The organism is Staphylococcus sp. GDX8P54P, assembly GCF_017893165.1.
Lineage (GTDB): Bacteria > Bacillota > Bacilli > Staphylococcales > Staphylococcaceae > Staphylococcus > Staphylococcus borealis.
Genome location: NZ_JAESMM010000028.1, coordinates 1 through 19,542 on the forward strand (window position 1 = coordinate 1; position 19,542 = coordinate 19,542).

16 protein-coding genes are annotated in these 19,542 nt (G+C 32.5%); 8 read left to right on the top strand and 8 right to left on the bottom strand.

The annotated features are described in order from the left end of the window. Positions 1-447: 447 nt before the first annotated feature. A complete protein-coding gene (locus KA909_RS10170) occupies positions 448-1,689 on the bottom strand; it encodes an FAD-dependent monooxygenase (RefSeq protein WP_210130174.1) in 1,242 nt (413 codons plus the stop codon). A gap of 134 nt (positions 1,690-1,823) precedes the next feature. Beyond that, positions 1,824-2,429 carry a TetR/AcrR family transcriptional regulator gene (locus tag KA909_RS10175; protein ID WP_193839886.1) on the bottom strand — a complete coding sequence of 202 codons (606 nt, stop codon included), beginning with the start codon at positions 2,427-2,429 and terminating at the stop codon, positions 1,824-1,826. A 161-nt stretch (positions 2,430-2,590) separates the two neighbouring features. On the opposite strand from KA909_RS10175, the gene KA909_RS10180 reads away from it, so the two are divergent. Both KA909_RS10180 and KA909_RS10185 read left to right on the top strand, forming a co-directional pair. Beyond that, positions 2,591-3,850, top strand: a complete 1,260-nt coding sequence (locus KA909_RS10180) for an ABC transporter permease (RefSeq protein ID WP_210130175.1) — start codon at positions 2,591-2,593, stop codon at positions 3,848-3,850. A 510-nt stretch (positions 3,851-4,360) separates the two neighbouring features. After that, a complete protein-coding gene (locus KA909_RS10185; protein WP_193839884.1) occupies positions 4,361-5,170 on the top strand; it encodes a DUF6994 family protein in 810 nt (269 codons plus the stop codon). Between the two features lie 342 nt (positions 5,171-5,512). On the opposite strand, the gene KA909_RS10190 is transcribed toward KA909_RS10185, so the two are convergent. From KA909_RS10190 to KA909_RS10210, 5 genes are all read right to left on the bottom strand, one after another. Then, on the bottom strand, positions 5,513-7,516 hold the full coding sequence (locus KA909_RS10190) for a restriction endonuclease (RefSeq protein WP_193839883.1): 2,004 nt from the start codon (positions 7,514-7,516) through the stop codon (positions 5,513-5,515). A 406-nt stretch (positions 7,517-7,922) separates the two neighbouring features. Then, entirely contained in the window at positions 7,923-9,752 is a 1,830-nt protein-coding gene (locus tag KA909_RS10195) for a heavy metal translocating P-type ATPase (protein WP_031903879.1), read from the bottom strand. A 56-nt stretch (positions 9,753-9,808) separates the two neighbouring features. Then, on the bottom strand, positions 9,809-10,066 hold the full coding sequence (locus KA909_RS10200; protein WP_049949289.1) for an IS3 family transposase: 258 nt from the start codon (positions 10,064-10,066) through the stop codon (positions 9,809-9,811). Between the two features lie 31 nt (positions 10,067-10,097). Further along, positions 10,098-10,457 (bottom strand): transposase, encoded by a 360-nt coding sequence (locus KA909_RS10205; RefSeq protein WP_224728017.1) that lies wholly within the window; start codon positions 10,455-10,457, stop codon positions 10,098-10,100. 822 nt (positions 10,458-11,279) lie between these two features. Next, complete coding sequence (locus tag KA909_RS10210) at positions 11,280-11,747, bottom strand: helix-turn-helix transcriptional regulator (protein ID WP_031903878.1); 468 nt, start codon at positions 11,745-11,747, stop codon at positions 11,280-11,282. Positions 11,748-12,095: 348 nt separating this feature from the next. Between KA909_RS10210 and KA909_RS10215 the strand changes: the two genes are divergently transcribed. The 6 genes from KA909_RS10215 to KA909_RS10240 all read left to right on the top strand — a co-directional run bounded on the left by KA909_RS10215 (position 12,096) and on the right by KA909_RS10240 (position 17,497). After that, the gene (locus tag KA909_RS10215; protein WP_210130176.1) at positions 12,096-13,949 is read left to right on the top strand and encodes a heavy metal translocating P-type ATPase; all 1,854 of its coding nucleotides are present in this window, start codon (positions 12,096-12,098) and stop codon (positions 13,947-13,949) included. Positions 13,950-14,141: 192 nt separating this feature from the next. Beyond that, positions 14,142-14,375, top strand: a complete 234-nt coding sequence (locus KA909_RS10220; protein ID WP_210130177.1) for a heavy-metal-associated domain-containing protein — start codon at positions 14,142-14,144, stop codon at positions 14,373-14,375. Between the two features lie 47 nt (positions 14,376-14,422). Next, positions 14,423-14,722, top strand: coding sequence for a hypothetical protein (locus KA909_RS10225; RefSeq protein WP_026907429.1), 300 nt, complete (start codon positions 14,423-14,425; stop codon positions 14,720-14,722). A gap of 65 nt (positions 14,723-14,787) precedes the next feature. Further along, a complete protein-coding gene (locus tag KA909_RS10230) occupies positions 14,788-15,021 on the top strand; it encodes a heavy-metal-associated domain-containing protein (RefSeq protein WP_031797729.1) in 234 nt (77 codons plus the stop codon). Between the two features lie 64 nt (positions 15,022-15,085). Further along, on the top strand, positions 15,086-15,793 hold the full coding sequence (locus KA909_RS10235) for a Crp/Fnr family transcriptional regulator (RefSeq protein WP_245339377.1): 708 nt from the start codon (positions 15,086-15,088) through the stop codon (positions 15,791-15,793). Positions 15,794-16,222: 429 nt separating this feature from the next. Further along, the gene (locus KA909_RS10240) at positions 16,223-17,497 is read left to right on the top strand and encodes an ISL3 family transposase (protein ID WP_193839876.1); all 1,275 of its coding nucleotides are present in this window, start codon (positions 16,223-16,225) and stop codon (positions 17,495-17,497) included. A gap of 418 nt (positions 17,498-17,915) precedes the next feature. On the opposite strand, the gene KA909_RS10245 is transcribed toward KA909_RS10240, so the two are convergent. Further along, on the bottom strand, positions 17,916-19,130 hold the full coding sequence (locus KA909_RS10245) for a 3-hydroxyacyl-CoA dehydrogenase (RefSeq protein ID WP_311564120.1): 1,215 nt from the start codon (positions 19,128-19,130) through the stop codon (positions 17,916-17,918). Between the last annotated feature and the right edge of the window lie 412 nt (positions 19,131-19,542).

Consider the following 19,542-nt stretch of genomic DNA (forward strand, 5'->3'; position numbering starts at 1 on the left):
ATTATACGGACTTTATCCATTAAAATCTAAGGATAATTAATTATAGTTTATCCAAATACTTTCTTTACTCAGAAATTGTTTTAAAGATTGAAATCTATTTAAATAACTCCATAAAATCGGGTTAATACCTAACTTTATGGAGTATATTTATATAATTATTTATTATTTTTAGACATCTTATCGATTATAAATAAAACTATAATAACCATTATTCCTCTTATAATAGTTGTAAGCAATTCTCCCACTATTTCTAGGACTATAATAAACTTTTATCTAAAGTAGATATTAGCTAATTTAGTTTAAACCTTTTTAACCAAAATCTTATTCTAATCTTAAATATTTATAAAATATTTTAAATAATAATGAATTAGCCTAAAAAATAAAAATAGCAAAGCGTATTTACCATCGTAAATTGCTTCGCTATTTAAGTATTGGTCCTTATATATACTAAAGTTCTTTTGTAAGATCTGCATTACGCGCTTTTATGGATGGTGTATACTTTAATAAATTACCCAACAGATTACTTTTCATTAATGTTCTTCTTAATTTAACACTTTTCTCTCTATTTAATACTTCTTCTTCATTTATAGATACAAAATTTCTTCTGCCTGTTGTCGCACCTTGCTTTTGAAATTGTTTAACTTTGGGTCTTAATATACTTTCCCATTCATTTAATGCATACTCTATATTATCTGAGTGTTTTTGCAATGCTTTACCTAATAAATTAGCACCACCAAGTCCTAATGTTGCGCCCATTCCTGAATAGAGTGTTGGACACCATGCTGAGTCACCGACTAGTACGACACGACCTCGAGGCCATGATGGCATTTTTACTTGGTCAGTTGTGCTAAATATGACGTTATCAGCTTGATCTAATTGCTCCAACGCAAATTCCATGTATTTACCATAAGGTTTCCCAAATACTTCTCTAATTCTTTCACGTGGCTCTTTTTTTCTTTCCGCTTGTGGATTATCCGCTTTATACGTAAATAATATTGTTGCTGGATGATCTTTAAACGTAAATATAGTAAATGATTTATTAACTTCATGTAAAATAACGCCTTGATCTATTTTTAAATCAGGTGGGTTTTCAGTTAGTTGATACGCACAAATCATATAATCTAATTCTTTAATATATTGTTCATGTGGACCAAATGCTAATTCTCTTACTTTAGAAAATACCCCATCAGCACCTATAACAAGATCATAAGAATTTTCAGATCTCATATTAGTTTTAAGGTTTTTAGTAGTAACGCTTACTTCAGATGAATTTTGCCAAATAGTATCTGGCACTGTATCAAATAATATTTCGATATCATTTGGCAATGCTTTATAGACAGCGTTCTCAATATCGCCACGCAACATCATCCATGGAGCAAAAGATCTCGGAATATCAGCAAATCCAAGCGTATAACCTGTTATACCATTTCTATCTATTGAGAAATTAACAGAAGTAGAACTACGTCTATCATGTAAGAATTGAAGTGCTCCTAAATCTTGAGCAGCATATCTACCAAGTCCAAATAGCGCCAAGAAATAGCCACCTTTACGCCGTTCTGAGGCTTTCTCAATGATGACAGGATCCCATCCTGCTTTTTTTAAAGCTATTGCTGAAGAAATACCACTAATACCTAAACCTACAATTAATACTTTTTTTACTTTCTTTATTTGTTTTGTTATTTGAAACATTATTAGACATGTTACATTCCCCCTGTGTGTCTAATAATATTTACGAGTAACCTGTTATACAATAATCAAAAACCATCAATCTGTATGTTTAGTAACAAAAGAATAAAAAATGTTGCCAAAAGTACAGTATGATTTTAAGATTTTTTTGATAATTCTATGACTAATTGTTCTAATGGACCTGTACGCATGAGTATAAATAGATGATGCATGATTTCTTCTTCAGGAATTCTTTCTGAATCTAATACCCAATATTTAATTGTAGTTATGATAGCTCCAGAAATGTAACTGTGAAAATATCTAAAAGGTATATGATTGATGGTCATTTTATTATTTAAAGCAATTAATAAGTTTTGTGAAATCGTATCTGATAATTTTTCTTCTAATTTACTTTGCCTTTTTAGATTAAATAATACTTCATATAATTCAATATTATTTAAAACAATTTTAATGATGCTATTTGGTACATTATTGATAATCTTATTTAAATCACTAAACTCATTAATTTGTTGATTAGCTAATCTATCATAATCAATATTTGCTTTCATACGTTCAATTTCTTTATCTTCTAAATGGTTCAATAAATCGTATTTATCAAGATAGTATTTATAAAATGTAGCCCTATTAATATCCGCTTCATCCGCAATCTGTTGAATCGTTATTTCTTCTAAACTATATGCTTTTAAAAGTTGAATAAAGCCCTTCTCAATACTTGTAATCGTTCGTTTTACTCTACGATCCATAAACTCACTCCTATATATTAAATAACGACAACACTCCGTCTTATATTGTTGTTTAACATTCACATTTGACGTTATTGATTATTGAATCTCCTTCTCTGCCTATTATAATAACAAATAGAACGATAAACAACATGATGTTGTTAAATAAGGAGGAGATTTTATTGAAAAAGAAATTAGTGTGGCTCATCCCCATTGCAGTCGTATTAATTCTAATGATTTTAGCAACAGCTTTTTATCCTGCATATAATCCGAAGCCTAAAAATATACCAATAGCTATATTAAATGAAGATAAGGGTGTTGAAGTTCAAGGTAATTCAACTAACATTGGCAAGAACTTAGAAGATAATTTGAAGCTAAGTGATAATAAGACGTTGAAGTGGGAGGCCGTAAAAAATAGAAATGAACTTGAGCAAGGACTAAAAGATAATAAATATATTGGAGCTATCGTCTTTGAAAAAGATTTCTCTAAACATGCAATTAGTCATGCTCAAAGTAAAATTATGACTGAAAAACAACATGAGGTTAAAGAAAAAATCAAATCTGGTGAACTGTCACCACAACAAGTTAAAGCAATGCAAGCAAAAATGGGTAATGGTGATCAAGAAATACCAAAACCAAAACAAGCACATATCGAAACATTCATTAATCAAGGCAGTAATGGGCAAGTATCCAATATTGCTCAACAAGCACTAAGTAAAATTACAGAGAACCTTAATAATCAGATTAGTAAGCAAAATGTTGAGTTATTAGCAAAAAATCAAATAGATTTACCAAGTAAGCAATTTAATCAATTTGTGAATCCTGTCGAAGTTGAAACGACAACTTTAAATAAAGTTAAAGATCATCAAGGTAATGGAAATGCTGCTTCAGCAATGTTCACACCAATATGGTTTTCAGCAATGATTACTGCAGTTCTATCATTCTTTGCCTTTAAAAACAGAAAAAAATTAACATCACATAAAGATAAATTATGGTTTACAAGTAAAGTTATCCTATCAGTAACAATAGCTGCTTTCGCTGGTGCATTTGCTTATGTTTATTATACAGGTAGTGTATTGAACTTTAATTTTAATCATCCATTAGACACAGCAATATTCATAGCAATTGCCATATTAGGATTTGCTCTACTCATACTAGGCTTGATGGTATGGATAGGATTTGGCGCTATTCCAATATTTATCTTATATCTATTCTTCACAATTCAAGCAGTGATGTTACCTAAAGTCATGGTGCCAAAATTCTATCAAGATTATATTTTACCTTGGAATCCATTTTATCATTATGTAAACACTTTAAAGGAATTACTATATACCAGCACTAACTTAACTATGAACGGCACAGTATGGATGTTCATTGCATTTATTATATTTGGCTTGATATCACTAGTATCAGCCGTTTACGTAAAAAAGAAAAACAATTAATAGTTATTTGATTGAGTATAATTTTCATAAAAGGCCTCTATTTATTATGGAGGCTTTTTCTATTTCTTACTTTTCTGCGTATCGATTAACAATGCGATTTGAGTTTTTATCTAATGCTTTTTAATATAGATACTACATTATATAAATAGTATTTATAACTATATTGTGACTTTTGACATTCACAACGCTATCCTATACGCTTAACTTAATTAAATAAAAAGGGTGAACTGATTACATGATTAAATAATTCTATTTTGAATCTATGACAATGAAGGGTTTTTACTTTACATGCGTACTTTATTTGTAATGCCTTTTAATGTTATTTTCAGGATAGGATTATATACATGTAGTTTAACTTTAAGACTTTTTAAAGTGTACCTACGTAGACGTATGTCTCCTATTCTGAATGGAATAGGAAGCATTTTTTGGCTCTATAATAAATTGGACTGATGACAAAATTCATCAGTCCAATTTATTATAAAGCTACTATTAAAAAAGTGAGGTTAATTAATGAAACAATATGTTTATCAGAATGATATTAATTTAATAAAATCACTATATGAAAGTGAATTTTGGAAGATAGTAAAAAAAGATGCAGTTTATTACCATCAAAACAATAAATTAAAAAAAGATAACTCTTTGCGTAAACTCAAATCTTTAATTGAATCTATATATGTAGATCCTGATGGTATAGGTAAAGCACTCGTAGCTGAAATGCAAGATTTTTATAATGAATTTCAAGAAACGCAATACATTGATAATCCATACTATCTTAGTGTCAACAATCAAAAATGTAGCCTAGATGCCATCATTGGATGGAAACCACTATTCCAATGTAGAAAAGGTAACAAACAATGGTTAGAAGATTTAGAACTTATTAGAGGTAACAAAATGGGTCATTTGGCTTTTCCAGTACAAAAAAATTCCCTTAATCAATTAAAAGGCACTTTATTAAAAGATAGAATTGATTATGCTTTATTTGACATTAAATCATTTTATGAGAATGCAATCTCTCTAAAAATGCAAAAAGCTTATGAACAAGAAGCAACTCTAAATTGGTTAATGTCATTTGGTTCATTCAATCAATTTATAGATAGCATGAGATTAAGCTATTTTGTCTATAAAAACCCAGTTACTTTAAAATATGATGTTATTGATCTATCAATCCCATATAAAAATCATTCTACTCATTGTTTAAAAGGTATCCCCCAAAAAATAAAAATTGAAGATACCTATATTACCAATATACTCGATTATATTAAGGAATTTGGCGAAGAGTTATCTACTACTCATGTAGACTTAATGTATGATTATTATTAAATGAAAAGGAGTATCTTTCACAAACTATTAATTCAACTCCCTATAGAGTTTTAAATTACTAACTATTTTCGTTTCATCATTATCCATGTTCATCTTATAACTCTTTTAAACTTATTATTTTTAAAATGCTGTCCATACTTTCAAAATTCATTAGACTTTATTTGTACTCTTTCTTTACAGAAATGTATCTAAATATTGTTCATAATATAATACTCTTCTTTTATATTCGTGAATGAAGATGTTTTCAAAATTTAAATTTTTCATCAAAATAAAAATTACTTTTTAAATCAAAGGTCAAATTCAATAAAAGCGGTTAAAAAGCTTAAAATCATAAATAATGGCTTATTTTATTGATGCGGAATAGTAAAATCCAAATTTTAATTGAGCGTCAACTAAAGATCCTTTCGCATAATAACCATTTTTTTCCTTTCCTACACACCCAATTAATGGATTTGAAAGTAAATTTAACATATTATCTACTTCTTCTTTAGTTAAATCTTCATCATTAAACTCATCTATATTTTTTATAAGCATATAAATTTCACGTATAGTTAAAATACCCTTTGTAAATTCGTCATCACTATTTTCTATTAAAGTTTGTATAATAGATTTAAATAATACATTATATCTACGCATTCTATTATAGGTACTATCCAAAACGCTTATATCTACTTCTCCAACTTGATTAAATAATTTTTTATATTCAATTGCTTGTAAAGGATATACTTGATGCCTTTTTACTAATAATTCAAGATTATCTATATCTAATAATAAAACTTGATTGTTTTCAGCAAATCTTTTTAATCTTCCATTAAAATTTTTGCCAACTATTACTATAAAATCTGCATCATGCTTCTTCTTATGTTCTTTAAGCGCATCAAAATTCACTAAGTTTTCAGTAATTTTACCTTCCTTATTTGTCTTTGCTTCAATAGCTACTTTATACGTATAATCTGGAACTGTTCTAGCCGTTAATAAAATATCTGTAGTGCCTGATTGCGCTAACAATTTAGTTTTAAAACCTAGTTCAATAAATGTTTTTTCTAATAATTTTTCAAAATCGTGCGGATTAGAAGAATTAGTCGATGCTAAGCGAACTTCTTTTAATAAATTTTTATAACTCTCTTCATTATTTTTTAATAAACTATTTTCTTTATTTGCAGAGTTATTAATACTCATTTTACCTTTTAACACTGATAATAATAAATTCCCTCGATTTGATAATTTTAACTTTTTACCTTTATCATTCAAGATCAAATTAGCATTTTTTAAATGGGCTAGTCTTTCCCTAATTCTATCAAGTCTTTCAGAACTCATATTAAATTCAGTTACACCTCTGGCTATTAATTCTTTAGGTTCTTGAGGCGACTCTTCTAACACGAAAAGTATTTCAAAAATATATTTATATTCTTTGTTTATAAAGAATAACAGATACAAGTCTGGACGGTCAGAATTTAATAGTTTAATACCATAATCTGAAGCTTCATAAACCTTTTCTCCAATTCTATCTATAATTTTTAAATTAGTTAGAAATGTTAAAAAACTATTTACAGATGATTCCTTGCACTTGAACTCAATATTAATATAATTATTTAATGACTCTGTATCTTTAGCATTCAAAGTAAATTCTATTATGCTTAATATCAGTTCAGTTGCTTTTGATCTGCCTCCAGGAATATAACCTAATCCATCTTTTCTATCAATATTGTTGACGTTCCAACCTAACTCTTCAACCCATTCTGGTAATTTAATTAATTTTTCATTTGCGGTTATATCCTTAATATATTCAGATATATTAAAAGATTTCAAAGGTGGATATTTTTCTATAAAATTTACTCCCTCTTGGTTGATAACATATAATTGTTTATAACTCATTGAATTAATTAAACCTAAATCATTTAACCACGCTAAACGCTCATGAATCTGTCCGTTTTGTTTCCAAGACATATTATAATTTTCATTTGCATAGTTTAAAATTTCTCTAGTAGTTTTAGGTTCTCTTATAAAAAACAATAACTCAGATATATATTTCACATGTAATTGTATAAATTCAGATAAATCTTCCCTAAAACTTTCCTCTTCAAAATTTATTAAACTTTCTACTATATAATAATTGTTTTCATTGTCTTTTTTTATAAATTGATATCTTAATAGTATTTCTATGTAATGTTTTAATGTGTGTTCTGTTTTGCTGCCATCAATTTTTACAACAGTTTCAAGTTCTGAGTTAGTAATTATTTTGTGAAAAATAGTTTTTATTGTATCTACATACCCAAATTTAGATTGTGATCTAGGTATACGTGGTAATGCATTGAATTTCTGCTTCCATTTGTCAATTTCGTTCATCTTTTTCTCCTCAATATGTATAAATTTATTGTCTATCTGTTCCTATATACTAAAATAATATATGGAATCCTATCATTTATGATACGCTTCTGCTTATCGGTAGATGATGCGGTTTTTAGTTAAATTTGGGTGTGATAATCAGAGAGTTATCATAAGTGATGCGAAGTTTAATTAAGATTAAAAGGAAGCCAGAAATGGCTTCCTTTATTTTATGTCTCATTTAATTTCCTTAGTATGCAGTCCCTCCGTCGTCTACTGCAAGACCTGTCCATTAACGAAACTCGATTCGTCTGAGCCTAGGAAAACTGATTCTTCTGCTGCTCTCAGGCTGTTTTCCGAACCGTCTGCAGCGAGCAATATTGATTTATACAAGGTGTATTCCTCTTTACAGTAGATAAATATACTATTATTTCGCTCTTAATAGTCTTAATCCGTTTAGGATAACGAGTATCGTTGATCCTTCGTGGAAGAGCACTGCTGTTGGTAGATTTAGGAGTCCGAATATATTTAATAATACAAGTATAACAATCACACTAATAGAGAAGATAATATTTGCTAAAATAATGCGATTGAGTCGATTACTTAACATGAAACTATAGAATAGTTTTTGTAAGTTGTTTTTAACGATTACGACGTCTGATGATTCCATCGCAACGGATGATCCGCTTCCCATTGCAATACCGATATCAGCGTTTGCCAGTGCGGGTGCGTCGTTGATTCCATCTCCAATCATCCCGACAATCTTACTCTTCTTCTGACTTTCATTTACAAAGCGTACTTTGTCCTCAGGGAGACATGATGCGGTGTAGTCTGTGATGCCCACTTCTCCAGCAACTTTTTCTGCAACAGTTTCATTATCTCCTGTTAAGAGTACGACTTCAATGTCAGAGTTCTGGAAGTTTTCAACGGCATGTACTGCTTCATCACGGACTTGGTCTGCCAGCGAGAAGTATCCAGTAATTTGTCCACTCTCTCCGACAAAGATATTCGTATTTCCAGCAATGATTTGATCTCTGTAGTTCGATGGGTCTGTGTAGTCTTTAAATGCATCGGGTTTACCGACGATGATATCGCCTTTCTTCATTCCGCTGCCGACGATTTCTTCTACCGGTTCACTGTCATCGACACTATCTAAATCTAAAGTTTTAAACTTCTTCACAATCGCTTCTGCGATCGGGTGACTCGAGTGTTGTTCAATCGTTACCACTTCTTTTAATGTATCTTCATCAGCTGCGTATTCTTCAACGACGAAGTCACCGTATGTGAGTGTTCCTGTCTTATCACTATATAGAATGTCCATCGTGCTCAGTGCCTCCATCGCGGCACCGCCTTTAAACAGAATACCGTTTTTCGCACCGTTACTAATCGCACTCAGTGTCGCTGGTGTTGCCGATGCAACGAGCGCACACGGGCTTGCTACTGTCAGCATGACCATTCCACGGTAGAATGATTCTTCAAATCCTAAATTATTAAAGAAGTAAAGGATAGCGATAAACACCGGTACCCCGATTAAAACAGAGATTACATATTTCGATTCAATTCGATCGATGGTTTTCGATAGTTTCGATGGTCTTTGCTGTGCTTCTTCAACCATACGCACGATATTCGAGAAGATCGTATCATCACTCGTTTTCGTTACAGTTAATCTAAACGAGTTGCCATCGTTTACCGTACCGGCAAAAACTTCTTCATCCTTTTCTTTTACAACCGGAACAGATTCCCCTGTCAGCGCTGCTTCGTTAACCGATACTTGACGGTCTGCCTGTCCATCGATTGGGATTTGTTCCCCTTTAGCAACAAGGACGATATCGCCTTGGATCAGTTCTTCTGTAGGAATTTCCGTAATTTCTCCATCAGCCCCGATTCTACTTGCTGTTGAAGGAAGGTGGGACATCAGTTCAGAAATGGCTTTTGTGGATTTACTAGTCGCGTAGTTCTCAAGCACTTCAGCACCCGCAAAGATTAGAAGTAACAGTGCACCCTCTGACTCATAATTGATGATGACCGCACCAATAGCAGCAAGAATCATCAGTAAGTCAACGTTTGGTGAACGTTCTCTAATCGTCTCGATGACCGCATTCTTGGATGCATAGAAACCGAGAAAGAAAATTGCGATGTAAAACGCAATGGAACTGTAGATACCCTCTACCGGCATCAATGCAAATCCGAGGATTATAAAGATAATCCCTGCAACGAGAAACTGCCCCTGCCTGTTTGTAAATAAGTAGTTGAACAAGATAAAAATCCTTCCGTTTTGATTTTTTTAAGGCTGTCTGAAAAATAAAAATCTTCTTACATATTATATCGTATATAGCGTTTTGATTTAATACCTAATTCATTCATTATCTTACTGACTGTTCTTTGTGTGACCGTACATCCTTTGCTTCTTAGTACTTGTGTAATTTTAGGACTACCATAACGTTTTTGACTTTGAATATAAATTTGATAAATATGTTTTTTCAATACATCATGTCTAATTGTACGTTTACTTGGTTTACGATTCTTCCAACCATAATAGCCACTTTTTGAAACACCTAACACTTCACACATCTTTATAACACGAAATTCATGTCGGTGTTCTTCAATAAACCTGTATATTACTTCTGGTCTTTGGCAAAGATGTGCATAGAGCCTTTTTTAATATCTTATTTTCTTCTTCTAGCTCTTTTAATCTTTTTTGTAGATCAACTTCAGACTGTTTCTTAGGGGTACGTCTACCACTACCAACAAATCCTTTTTCACCTTCTTTACGATAAACACTTAGCCATTTGGTTAATGTTTGAATAGGGATGTCTAAATCTCTTGAAACTTCTGTTGCTTTTCTACCAGATTCTACTAACTGAATTGCTTCCATTTTAAAGCTATGATCATATTTTCTTTTAGACATAACGAACACTCCTGTAAATTGATTACTTTCATTATAGCTTAATTTATTATCAATTTACTGTGTCCGTTATTCAGTCTAGCATCATTGATATTAAGCCAATCCTACCGTTCCCTAAAAAACAGGACATTCAAAACCAAGACATCTTTATTACTAACAGAACTAATACTAACAGTTCTAATATTAATAGTTTTAATATTAACAGTCATTCATTCTATCAAGAGCAAGAAAATCTAAATACAGTAGATGAAAATCATCTGGAAGAAAAAGAACTTGATATAAAAGAGATTGAAAGACTGAATGATTGAAAGAGATAAAATAAACTCTATAACTTGTTATATGCCTTCTTGTTTGGCTTTGTTTGTTGTGTAGGTATATTTATATATTTAGATAATCAGAAGCTCTTAGAAACGATTTAAATGCTTCATAAAGTTAACCCCCACTATTAAGCTAATAAATCTTTCCTGTTGGCTTTATGGTGGTGTCAAAACAACAGTAGGGCGTTAGATTTCTATTCAGGACTATCTTTCCTATACTCATTTAACACTTCTAGAACTTTCATAAGTTTATCTTCTAGCTGATCTACATTTCTAATATCTATTTTATTTACTTCTAAAATCTTTTCATCTAGCTTGTCAGAAAAGCCTACCAGATGATCGTATTCAAAAAATGTTGGGTGGAAGGTTTGTATATATCTTTCATAAAAAGGTACATATCCTTGTGCTAATTCTGTTTCATTTGCTAAGTCAATCAGTAGTCTTAACTGGATAATTGTTCTCTAAAGGAACTATATTGCTAAAGTTCTTTTAGTGAACAATTAGAATTTTCATCTCAATTTTTAACAAGAATTGTTGCTTTTTTTCATCAATAACTGACCAATTAAGCTTCATGATAAAGAGTGAAGGCAAAGTAAAGAGCTATTGTTACAAGAGTTACTGAAAAGAGAAATTCTGACCGAATACTTGCAATGAAATAAATAAATAAAGCGATAAAAGCAGGTTTAACAATATAGGCTGAAAATTTTGATGATCGATGCTTTTCATAGAAGGTAAATAAAATGCGTAAGGGTAGATATGATAAACCGAGTAACAAAGTAAAAAGAATATCTTTAAATTGTATTTTTTTATTCATTGATTTTGCTCCTTCCGATTGACTGACCATCTCATTTTCGAAGAAGTCAGCAACTAATGCTTTCTCTAACAATTTCAAACTAATTAAATCCGGTGTACTTTTTCTCAATTCCCATTTAGAAATCGTTTGTCGCGTAACAAACACCTTTTCAGCTAGATCTTGTTGAGTTAAATTCAATTCATTTCTTTTAGTTTTTATTTTCGAACCAATATCCATAGCTAACTCCTCTCTGACTTATAATCTATTATTTTTCGGTTCTTTTACAAAGCAACGTTCGCGCAACGCCTTTAATAACAGTAGAAATAGCTAAAAAACGAGTAAAGGTTGATATTAAGCCAATCCTACCGTGTAGTAAAAAACAGGACACTCAAAACCAAGACATCTTTATTGTATGTTCGATAATATATAAGAGTTATTCAGTAAAACAGTTAGATTTGTTTTGCTGTTCTTTTATAATTTTTCACTTTTACAATAGAACTTGATACTAATCAATTTTTATTTTATAGAAACATCCTATACTAGAGTCATCAACAAGGAATACAAATGAAATTGGAGGGAATCAACATGCAAAGATATATATTAAGTAAAAAGAATTCCATTACACTGGTCAGTGCAATTTTGATTGCACTTGCATTCTTCGGACGATTTTCCTTAGACAACATGGCCATTTTCAATTGGTCGCTCATCATTGCATCCATTCTTGGTGTGGCGCCGATTGCAATCCAAGCCTATCAGGCATTAAAAGTAAAAGTTGTCAGTATTGATGTTTTAGTTACCATTGCAGTTATTGGGGCAGTATTGATTCAAAATTATGAGGAATCAGCCATCGTTACTTTCTTATTCTTATTTGGTTCATACTTGGAGCAACGTACCTTGAACAAAACACGTTCTGCCATTAAAGAATTAACAGAGCTGGCACCAGAAAGTGCTTTAAAGCAAATGGAAAACGGAGAATTTGAAGAAGTAGATATCAATGATGTAGACGAAGGTGATATTTTATTAGTTAAAACGGGTGCAAAAGTTCCGGTAGATGGAACAGTGTTAACTGGTGAAGGTCACATTAATGAAGCAAGTATTACTGGAGAATCTTTACCTGTAAGTAAAAAGGTTGATTCTGAAGTATTTGCAGGATCTATCTTAGAAAATGGAACGATCCAAATTCGAGCTGATCGCGTTGGAGAAGATACAACATTTGGTAGAATTATCGAATTAGTGGAAGAGGCACAGGATTCCAAATCAGAAGCAGAACGTTTCATTGACCGATTCTCTAAATATTATACACCAGCTGTGTTAGTCCTTGGTTTTATTGTTTGGTTTTTCTCAAAAGATATTGAACTAGCTATCACGATTCTTGTTTTAGGATGTCCAGGTGCATTAGTTATCGGGGTTCCTGTATCCAACGTTGCCGGTATCGGAAACGGTGCACGTAATGGTGTCCTCTTAAAAGGTAGTGAAGTTATCAATGACTTTAGCAGAGTAGATACTATCGTTTTTGATAAAACAGGAACATTGACAGTAGGAAACCCTGAAGTTGCCGAAAAAGAATTTTACGGAAAAAATACTGAAGAGGTTCTAGGATATTTAGCAAGTGTGGAGCGTGAATCGGACCACCCACTAGCGAAAGCTGTCCTACAGGATATTGGCGAGACAACTTTCTCTACTGTTGAAGAAACCGAAGTCGTTAAAGGTGGCGGAATTGTAGCAAAAATAGGTGTTCATCGTATAGCCGTTGGTAACGTAGCATTAATGGAAAAGGAAAATGTGAAATTAAGCGAAAAAGCTAAAAAAGACGTCGAACGCTTTGAGAAAAATGGGAATTCTCTTGTGTTAACTACGGTCGACGGAGAATTAAACGTTCTGATGGGTATTCGGGATCAAATCCGTCCAGGTGTTAAAAAAGATCTTCAAAAACTGAAAAAACTAGGGGTCAAAAACCTTGTCGTTCTTTCTGGGGACAACCAAGGAACCGTAGATTTAGTTGCTCGAGAACTTGGGTTAACAGAAGCACACGGTCATATGCTTCCAGAAGGAAAATCTGCTTATATCGAAAAAATGCAAGCAGAAGGCGGGATCATTGCCTTTGTCGGTGACGGAGTGAATGATAGTCCTTCATTAGCCTTAGCAGATATCGGAATCGCCATGGGAAGTGGAACAGATGTTGCAATTGAAACATCAGATGTTGTTTTAATGAATTCTGACTTTAGTCGTTTACCACACGCATTAGGCTTAACAAAATCAACTTCAAGAAACATGAAACAGAACATCGCCATAGCAGTTGGTGTGGTATTAATCTTACTTGCTAGCCTACTATTTAGTGAATGGATGAATATGTCAATCGGGATGTTGGTTCACGAAGCAAGTATCTTAGTAGTCATCTTGAATGGTATGAGATTGCTTCGATACCGTTTGAGAGGATAAATTTAATAGAAAGCGGTCTTGACGAATGATAAAGGGGAAGTATTCAGGTAGGAAGAACAAAATACTCCCCTACTTTTTCTTGAAACTTGATTTGCGTCAATTTCATTTCGTTGAACCTCAGCTATACTTAAATTGTAAAGAAGAAGAGGGAAAACAAAAAAGTCAAAGATAAGATGAAAGGAGAAATAATTCATGCAAAAAGCAGTTATTCAATTAGAAACATTATCTTGTCCATCTTGTATGCAAAAGATTGAAAATGCGGTGAAAGGATTAAATGGGATTAATCAAGATAGCTTAAAAGTATTATTCAATGCCAGTAAAGTAAAAGTAGATTTTAATTCAGAAATGATCACCGTTAACGATATCAAAAAGGCAATTGAAGACTTAGGATATCCCGTTGTTAAATCAAAAGTAAAATCTGCCTAAGACAAACACACACAACAAAAATTATATATAGAAAGAGGGAAATAATAATGTCTGAACAAACATTTAACGAAGTAATAACAAACCATTTTGAAAAACTGGATTTATACACCACTGCAATTACACGGGCCCATGGTAAGAATCACCCAGAAGCCTTTGAAGTACGTGAATTGTTTGAAACAATTAGTGGAAAAGTAAAAGACGCAGGTACGAACAAACCTGACTTAGATGCTGAATTTGCTCAATTACGAAAAATCACAGACAACTACACCATTCCTGGAGATGTATGTGAAACGTATGCAGGCACATTCGAGATGTTATCAGAAGTAGATAAAGCATATCAGGCTTAAAGTAACTCAAAAACAAAAGAATAGATTGGTTTACGGTCGTTAAAAAATGAAGGGGGAAATGATTTATGCAAAAAGCAACGATTCAATTAGAAACCTTATCTTGCCCATCTTGTATGCAAAAGATTGAAAATGCGGTGAAAGGAATAAACGGTGTGAATCAAGATAGCTTGAAAGTAATGTTCAATGCAAGTAAAGTAAAAGTAGATTTTGATTCAGAAGCAGTCGCTATTAACGATATCGAAAAGGCAATTGAAGACTTAGGATATCCTGTTGTCAAATCAAAGGTAAAACCTGCTTAATCGAGTGAATAGAAAGGAAGCCTAAGATGCCCTCTTAGGCTTTTTATAAAAAGGAGAGGTTATTTTGGAACAAAACCAATGTTGTCATCACCAACATGGACATGCAGAATGTATTCGTATTGTTCCTATTTTTAACCATTTGAAAGACTCACAAATGGATTTGATTGCGGAATCTGCCAAGAAACTTCATCTACAAAAAGGGGAAATGTTATTCCGTGCAGATGAGGAAGATGATACCTTATATATTATCAATTCGGGTAAGGCTCGGATTTATCGCTTATCGGATTCTGGAAAAGAACAACTTGTTCGCATTTTAAATCCCGGTGATTTTACAGGGGAAGTCGCTATTTTCCAACCTGGAAGTATTCATGAGAACTATGCGGAAGCACTACAAAATACATCCATTTGTTTAATTAAACGAGAGGATTTACAAGAGTATTTGGTGAAATATCCGCAGATCTCATTAAAAATACTGTCAGAAGTAACTATGCGTTTGAAGGATTCTGAAAAACAAACCACACAAGTAGCGATTGAAAATGTAGAAACCCGCATTATATCCTTTTTAGCTGAGAATGTTGAAAAGGGAAGTGGCAATAGTCCAACGATTATCTTAACAATGTCCAAAAAGGATTTAGCCTCGTATCTTGGTACCACACCAGAAACAATCAGCCGTAAATTTACTAATCTAGAAGAACTTGGATTGATCAAACGGTTACCGAAAAAGAAAATTAAAATAATGGATTTAGATCAATTGTTACTTCATACTGAATGAATATAAGAGGGTAGCGTGCCATTATCTAACAGGTTAAGTTTAATAGTACAAAACATAAAATAACAAACCTTTTAGCAATCCAATTAGCATATAAAATGGATTGCTAATTTTTGTTGGTTTAACAATGTCTATCTACAAAAAAGAAAGAAAAATGGCTCCTTATTTGACACTTATTTTACCAAGATGACATAATTTTGTGTCAACTTCATTATTTATTGCATTATCTAATCTTTTCACTCCTTGAATTTTTACAATAGACATTATTCATCACTTTCTTTTCTATATTGGTTCTTCATCTTTTGTGGTGGGATGGCATGAAATGCTATCCCGCCTTTTATGTTTTTAATCATTTTAGATACAAAAAAAGCGCTCATGCCTCTATAATTTTAAGTGACCAAACAAAAAATCGAGAGGAGACATGATGCGCCTATGTGTAATGATATATTAAAACTACTAAAAATTAAAGATGAAAATATTCAAGTTATGAAGGTGGAGGAAGATGTAGAAGTGCGTGGTCAGCTTTCTACAGTTGTTTATGGAACCCTTTCTTATAAACCTGAAGCTTGTATGAAGTGTGGTTGTGTCAATGACGGGCAAATACATAAGCACGGTAAACGTGTTTCGCGTTTGACGTTGTTAAAATCTCAAGAGTCTAATGTTTATCTTAACTTAGCGAAAGAACGCTTTAAATGTTTACACTGTTCAAAGACTTTCACGGCTCAAACAAGCATTGTTGATAGTCACTGTTTTATTACGAATCGCGTGAAGTTAGCGATTCCACATAGACTCACTCGTGTACAATCCGAACTAGACATTGCCAATGATTGTAGTGTTTCACCGAGTACAGTTAAAAGATGTCTTCATAAACTTTCACAATCACTGACAGTCAAACCTTCATCAGGCTTACCCAGACATATCTCCATAGATGAGTTTAAAAGCGTTAAGAACGTGACAACGGCGATGAGTTTTCTTTTTGTAAATAATGAAACGAATCAGATTATCGATATTTTAGAAGATAGACGCATTCATAAGCTCAAAGAATATTTCTATCGCTTTGACCGACGTGAAAGAATAGCTGTTAGAACTGTAACAGCGGATATGTATGAGCCATATACTAACTTCGTTCATGAAGTATTCCCAAATGCGATTTTAATCTTTGATCGTTTTCATATCGTTCAGCACCTTAACCGTGAACTTAATAAGCAACGTATTTCTGTTATGAATGCTTATCGTTATAAATCTTCAACCGATTACACGAAACTGAAAAAACACTGGAGACTCTTCCTTTCCGACAGACAAGATATTAATAGCTATGAATACTTCTGGTCAAAGTCTTTCAAAACATACACAACCTCAAGAGATATTCTAGGGTATCTATTAAATCTTGATCAACAGCTCTATGACACATATATGTTAGTCCACCAACTTCGAGAAGCATTGAAACAATGTGATTGGTTACGTTTCAAAGAAATACTGCGAGGTGTCGAAAAGAAACAGGTATCGCGTGGTGTTTGGCGTGTGATTCGATTCTATAAGAAATACGAGTATGTCCTTTACGCAACAATCCAGCACCCTATGTTTAACAATGGAGCGATTGAAGGTATCAATAATAAAATTAAGCTAATTAAACGTGTATCGTATGGTTATCGAAACTTTAATAACTTTAAAGCCAGAATACTTATTATTTTCAAGTTGTATCAATGACGTAAAAAGCATGGTTTATTAATAAATGACGTCGCATAAATATTACGTAGTAATCGCTACTTAACATGTCACAAACACTCATATAACTATATGGCGTAACAATCATTTCTAATGCGAGACGCCTAAGGCAACAAGCCGAACTGAAAATCCATTTTGGCTTCCATTGTTTAACAAAGCCAAAATTAGTTAAAGTGAGGCGCCTTGGCAAGCGAGCATTAAAGAAATGATAGTACTCAAAAAGCGCACAATTAATAATTAACTGTACGCTTAAATGAATGTAGTGATTACTACGTGTTATGATTAAGTTAAATATAAAATTAGTTACTTTTAATTATCTGCCCACCACAAAAGATGAACATCCTAAAAAAGCGCGCCCATCTATTTGAAGATGAGCGCGCTTAATTTGATTCACACATTTTTAAGAATAAAATGTTTTGCCACGACGTGATTCTAAAAATTTCATCACGTCTTGATCAATGTTGTTGTCGTATTTTTCATGAATTTCAATGACTTTATCAATACCTATCGCATCCATCATTTCGAATGGTCCAATAGGTGAACGTGAGTTAATATGCCAAGTTGTATCAATGACATCGTATTCTGCAATTTCGTTAACGTATAAATCTTCAGCGGCTTTGAATAAAGACAATAACAATTTAGATAACACGCCATTGTTGTCATTCGCGACGGCTTGTTGTAAATGTTCGTCAGATGGTTTTTCGCCTACAGGAATGTCCCAAGTTTCATATTCAGGGTTTGGATATGTGTAGAATCCTTTACCTGTTGCTTTACCAAGTTCACCATTTTGGATTTTGACGTTATTTTTGTCAACGTACGCTTTTTTCCAAGGTGTGCCGTCTTTTTCATATTCTGCTTGTACGATAGCAGTATTTGTATTTAAACCAACGACGTCAATCGCACCGAATGGACCCACGTTCATACGTATAGCGTTCATCCAAATTTTATCAATTTCTTGTGGTGTTTCTTCTTCATTCGCATACATTTCTTCAGCCACGTGGAAGAATGGCACAAGAAGTGAGTTTTGAACGTAACCTGCATGTTCTTTTTTAATTGACACTGGGTGTAAGCCCATTGCTCCTGCATATTCAACAACTTCATCAAATACAGCACGATCTGTGTCTTTAGTCGCCATAATTTCGCCGACATTATTTAACCAAATTTCGTTCGCAAAGTGTAACGCTAAGAAACGATCTGTACGTCCTGTTGCATCTTTAAAATCACTTGGTAATAATGTTGAGGAGTTTGTTGCGAAAATTGTTTTTTCTGGCGCAACTTCTCCAAGTTCTTTATAAAATGATTGTTTTATTGATAATTTTTCAGGAATGGCTTCAATCACTAAGTCCGCATCTGCGACAATTTCTTTTAAATTTGTTGAAGTTTGGATGCTTTTAACGGTTGCTTTTAATTTGTCTTCTGGCGCATCTAAATCTTTAATATAACGCGGTACTAATTTTTCTAAACGGTCTTTTGCCGCTTCAAGCCCTTTTTTATTCACATCATAAATTGAAACGTTAAAACCTGAATACGCAGCCTGAAAAGCGATTTGGCTACCTAATACACCGCCACCAGCGACAACTACATTTTTAATATTCATCTCTACACTACCCTTCAGAAATAATTTTAGTAAATACCTTTATTATGACATCTAAAAATTAACAAAATCATGAGGTGTTATTTTTATGGGGTGTCACAATTTATTCACAACATAAGTATAATTAATATACCTTTAAAAATCAAAAGAAGAGATTTCCACTCGCAACTGTCTAATTTGGAAAACTCTTCTTATTTCGTGGCATTGTTTAAACTTATATAGTAGATATGCGCTTAGTAAAACCTTGTAATCACTAAATCACTAATATTTAAACGACTGTCATCATTTAATAAGGTAATAAACAGTTTTTTGATAAATGTTATTCTTCTAAAATTCTTTTTAATTTACACACTAAAAAATATCATCCTTAACAATAATAAGTTATTTAAATTATTGATTAAGGAGGATATTTTTATATCTATTTATTTCTCAA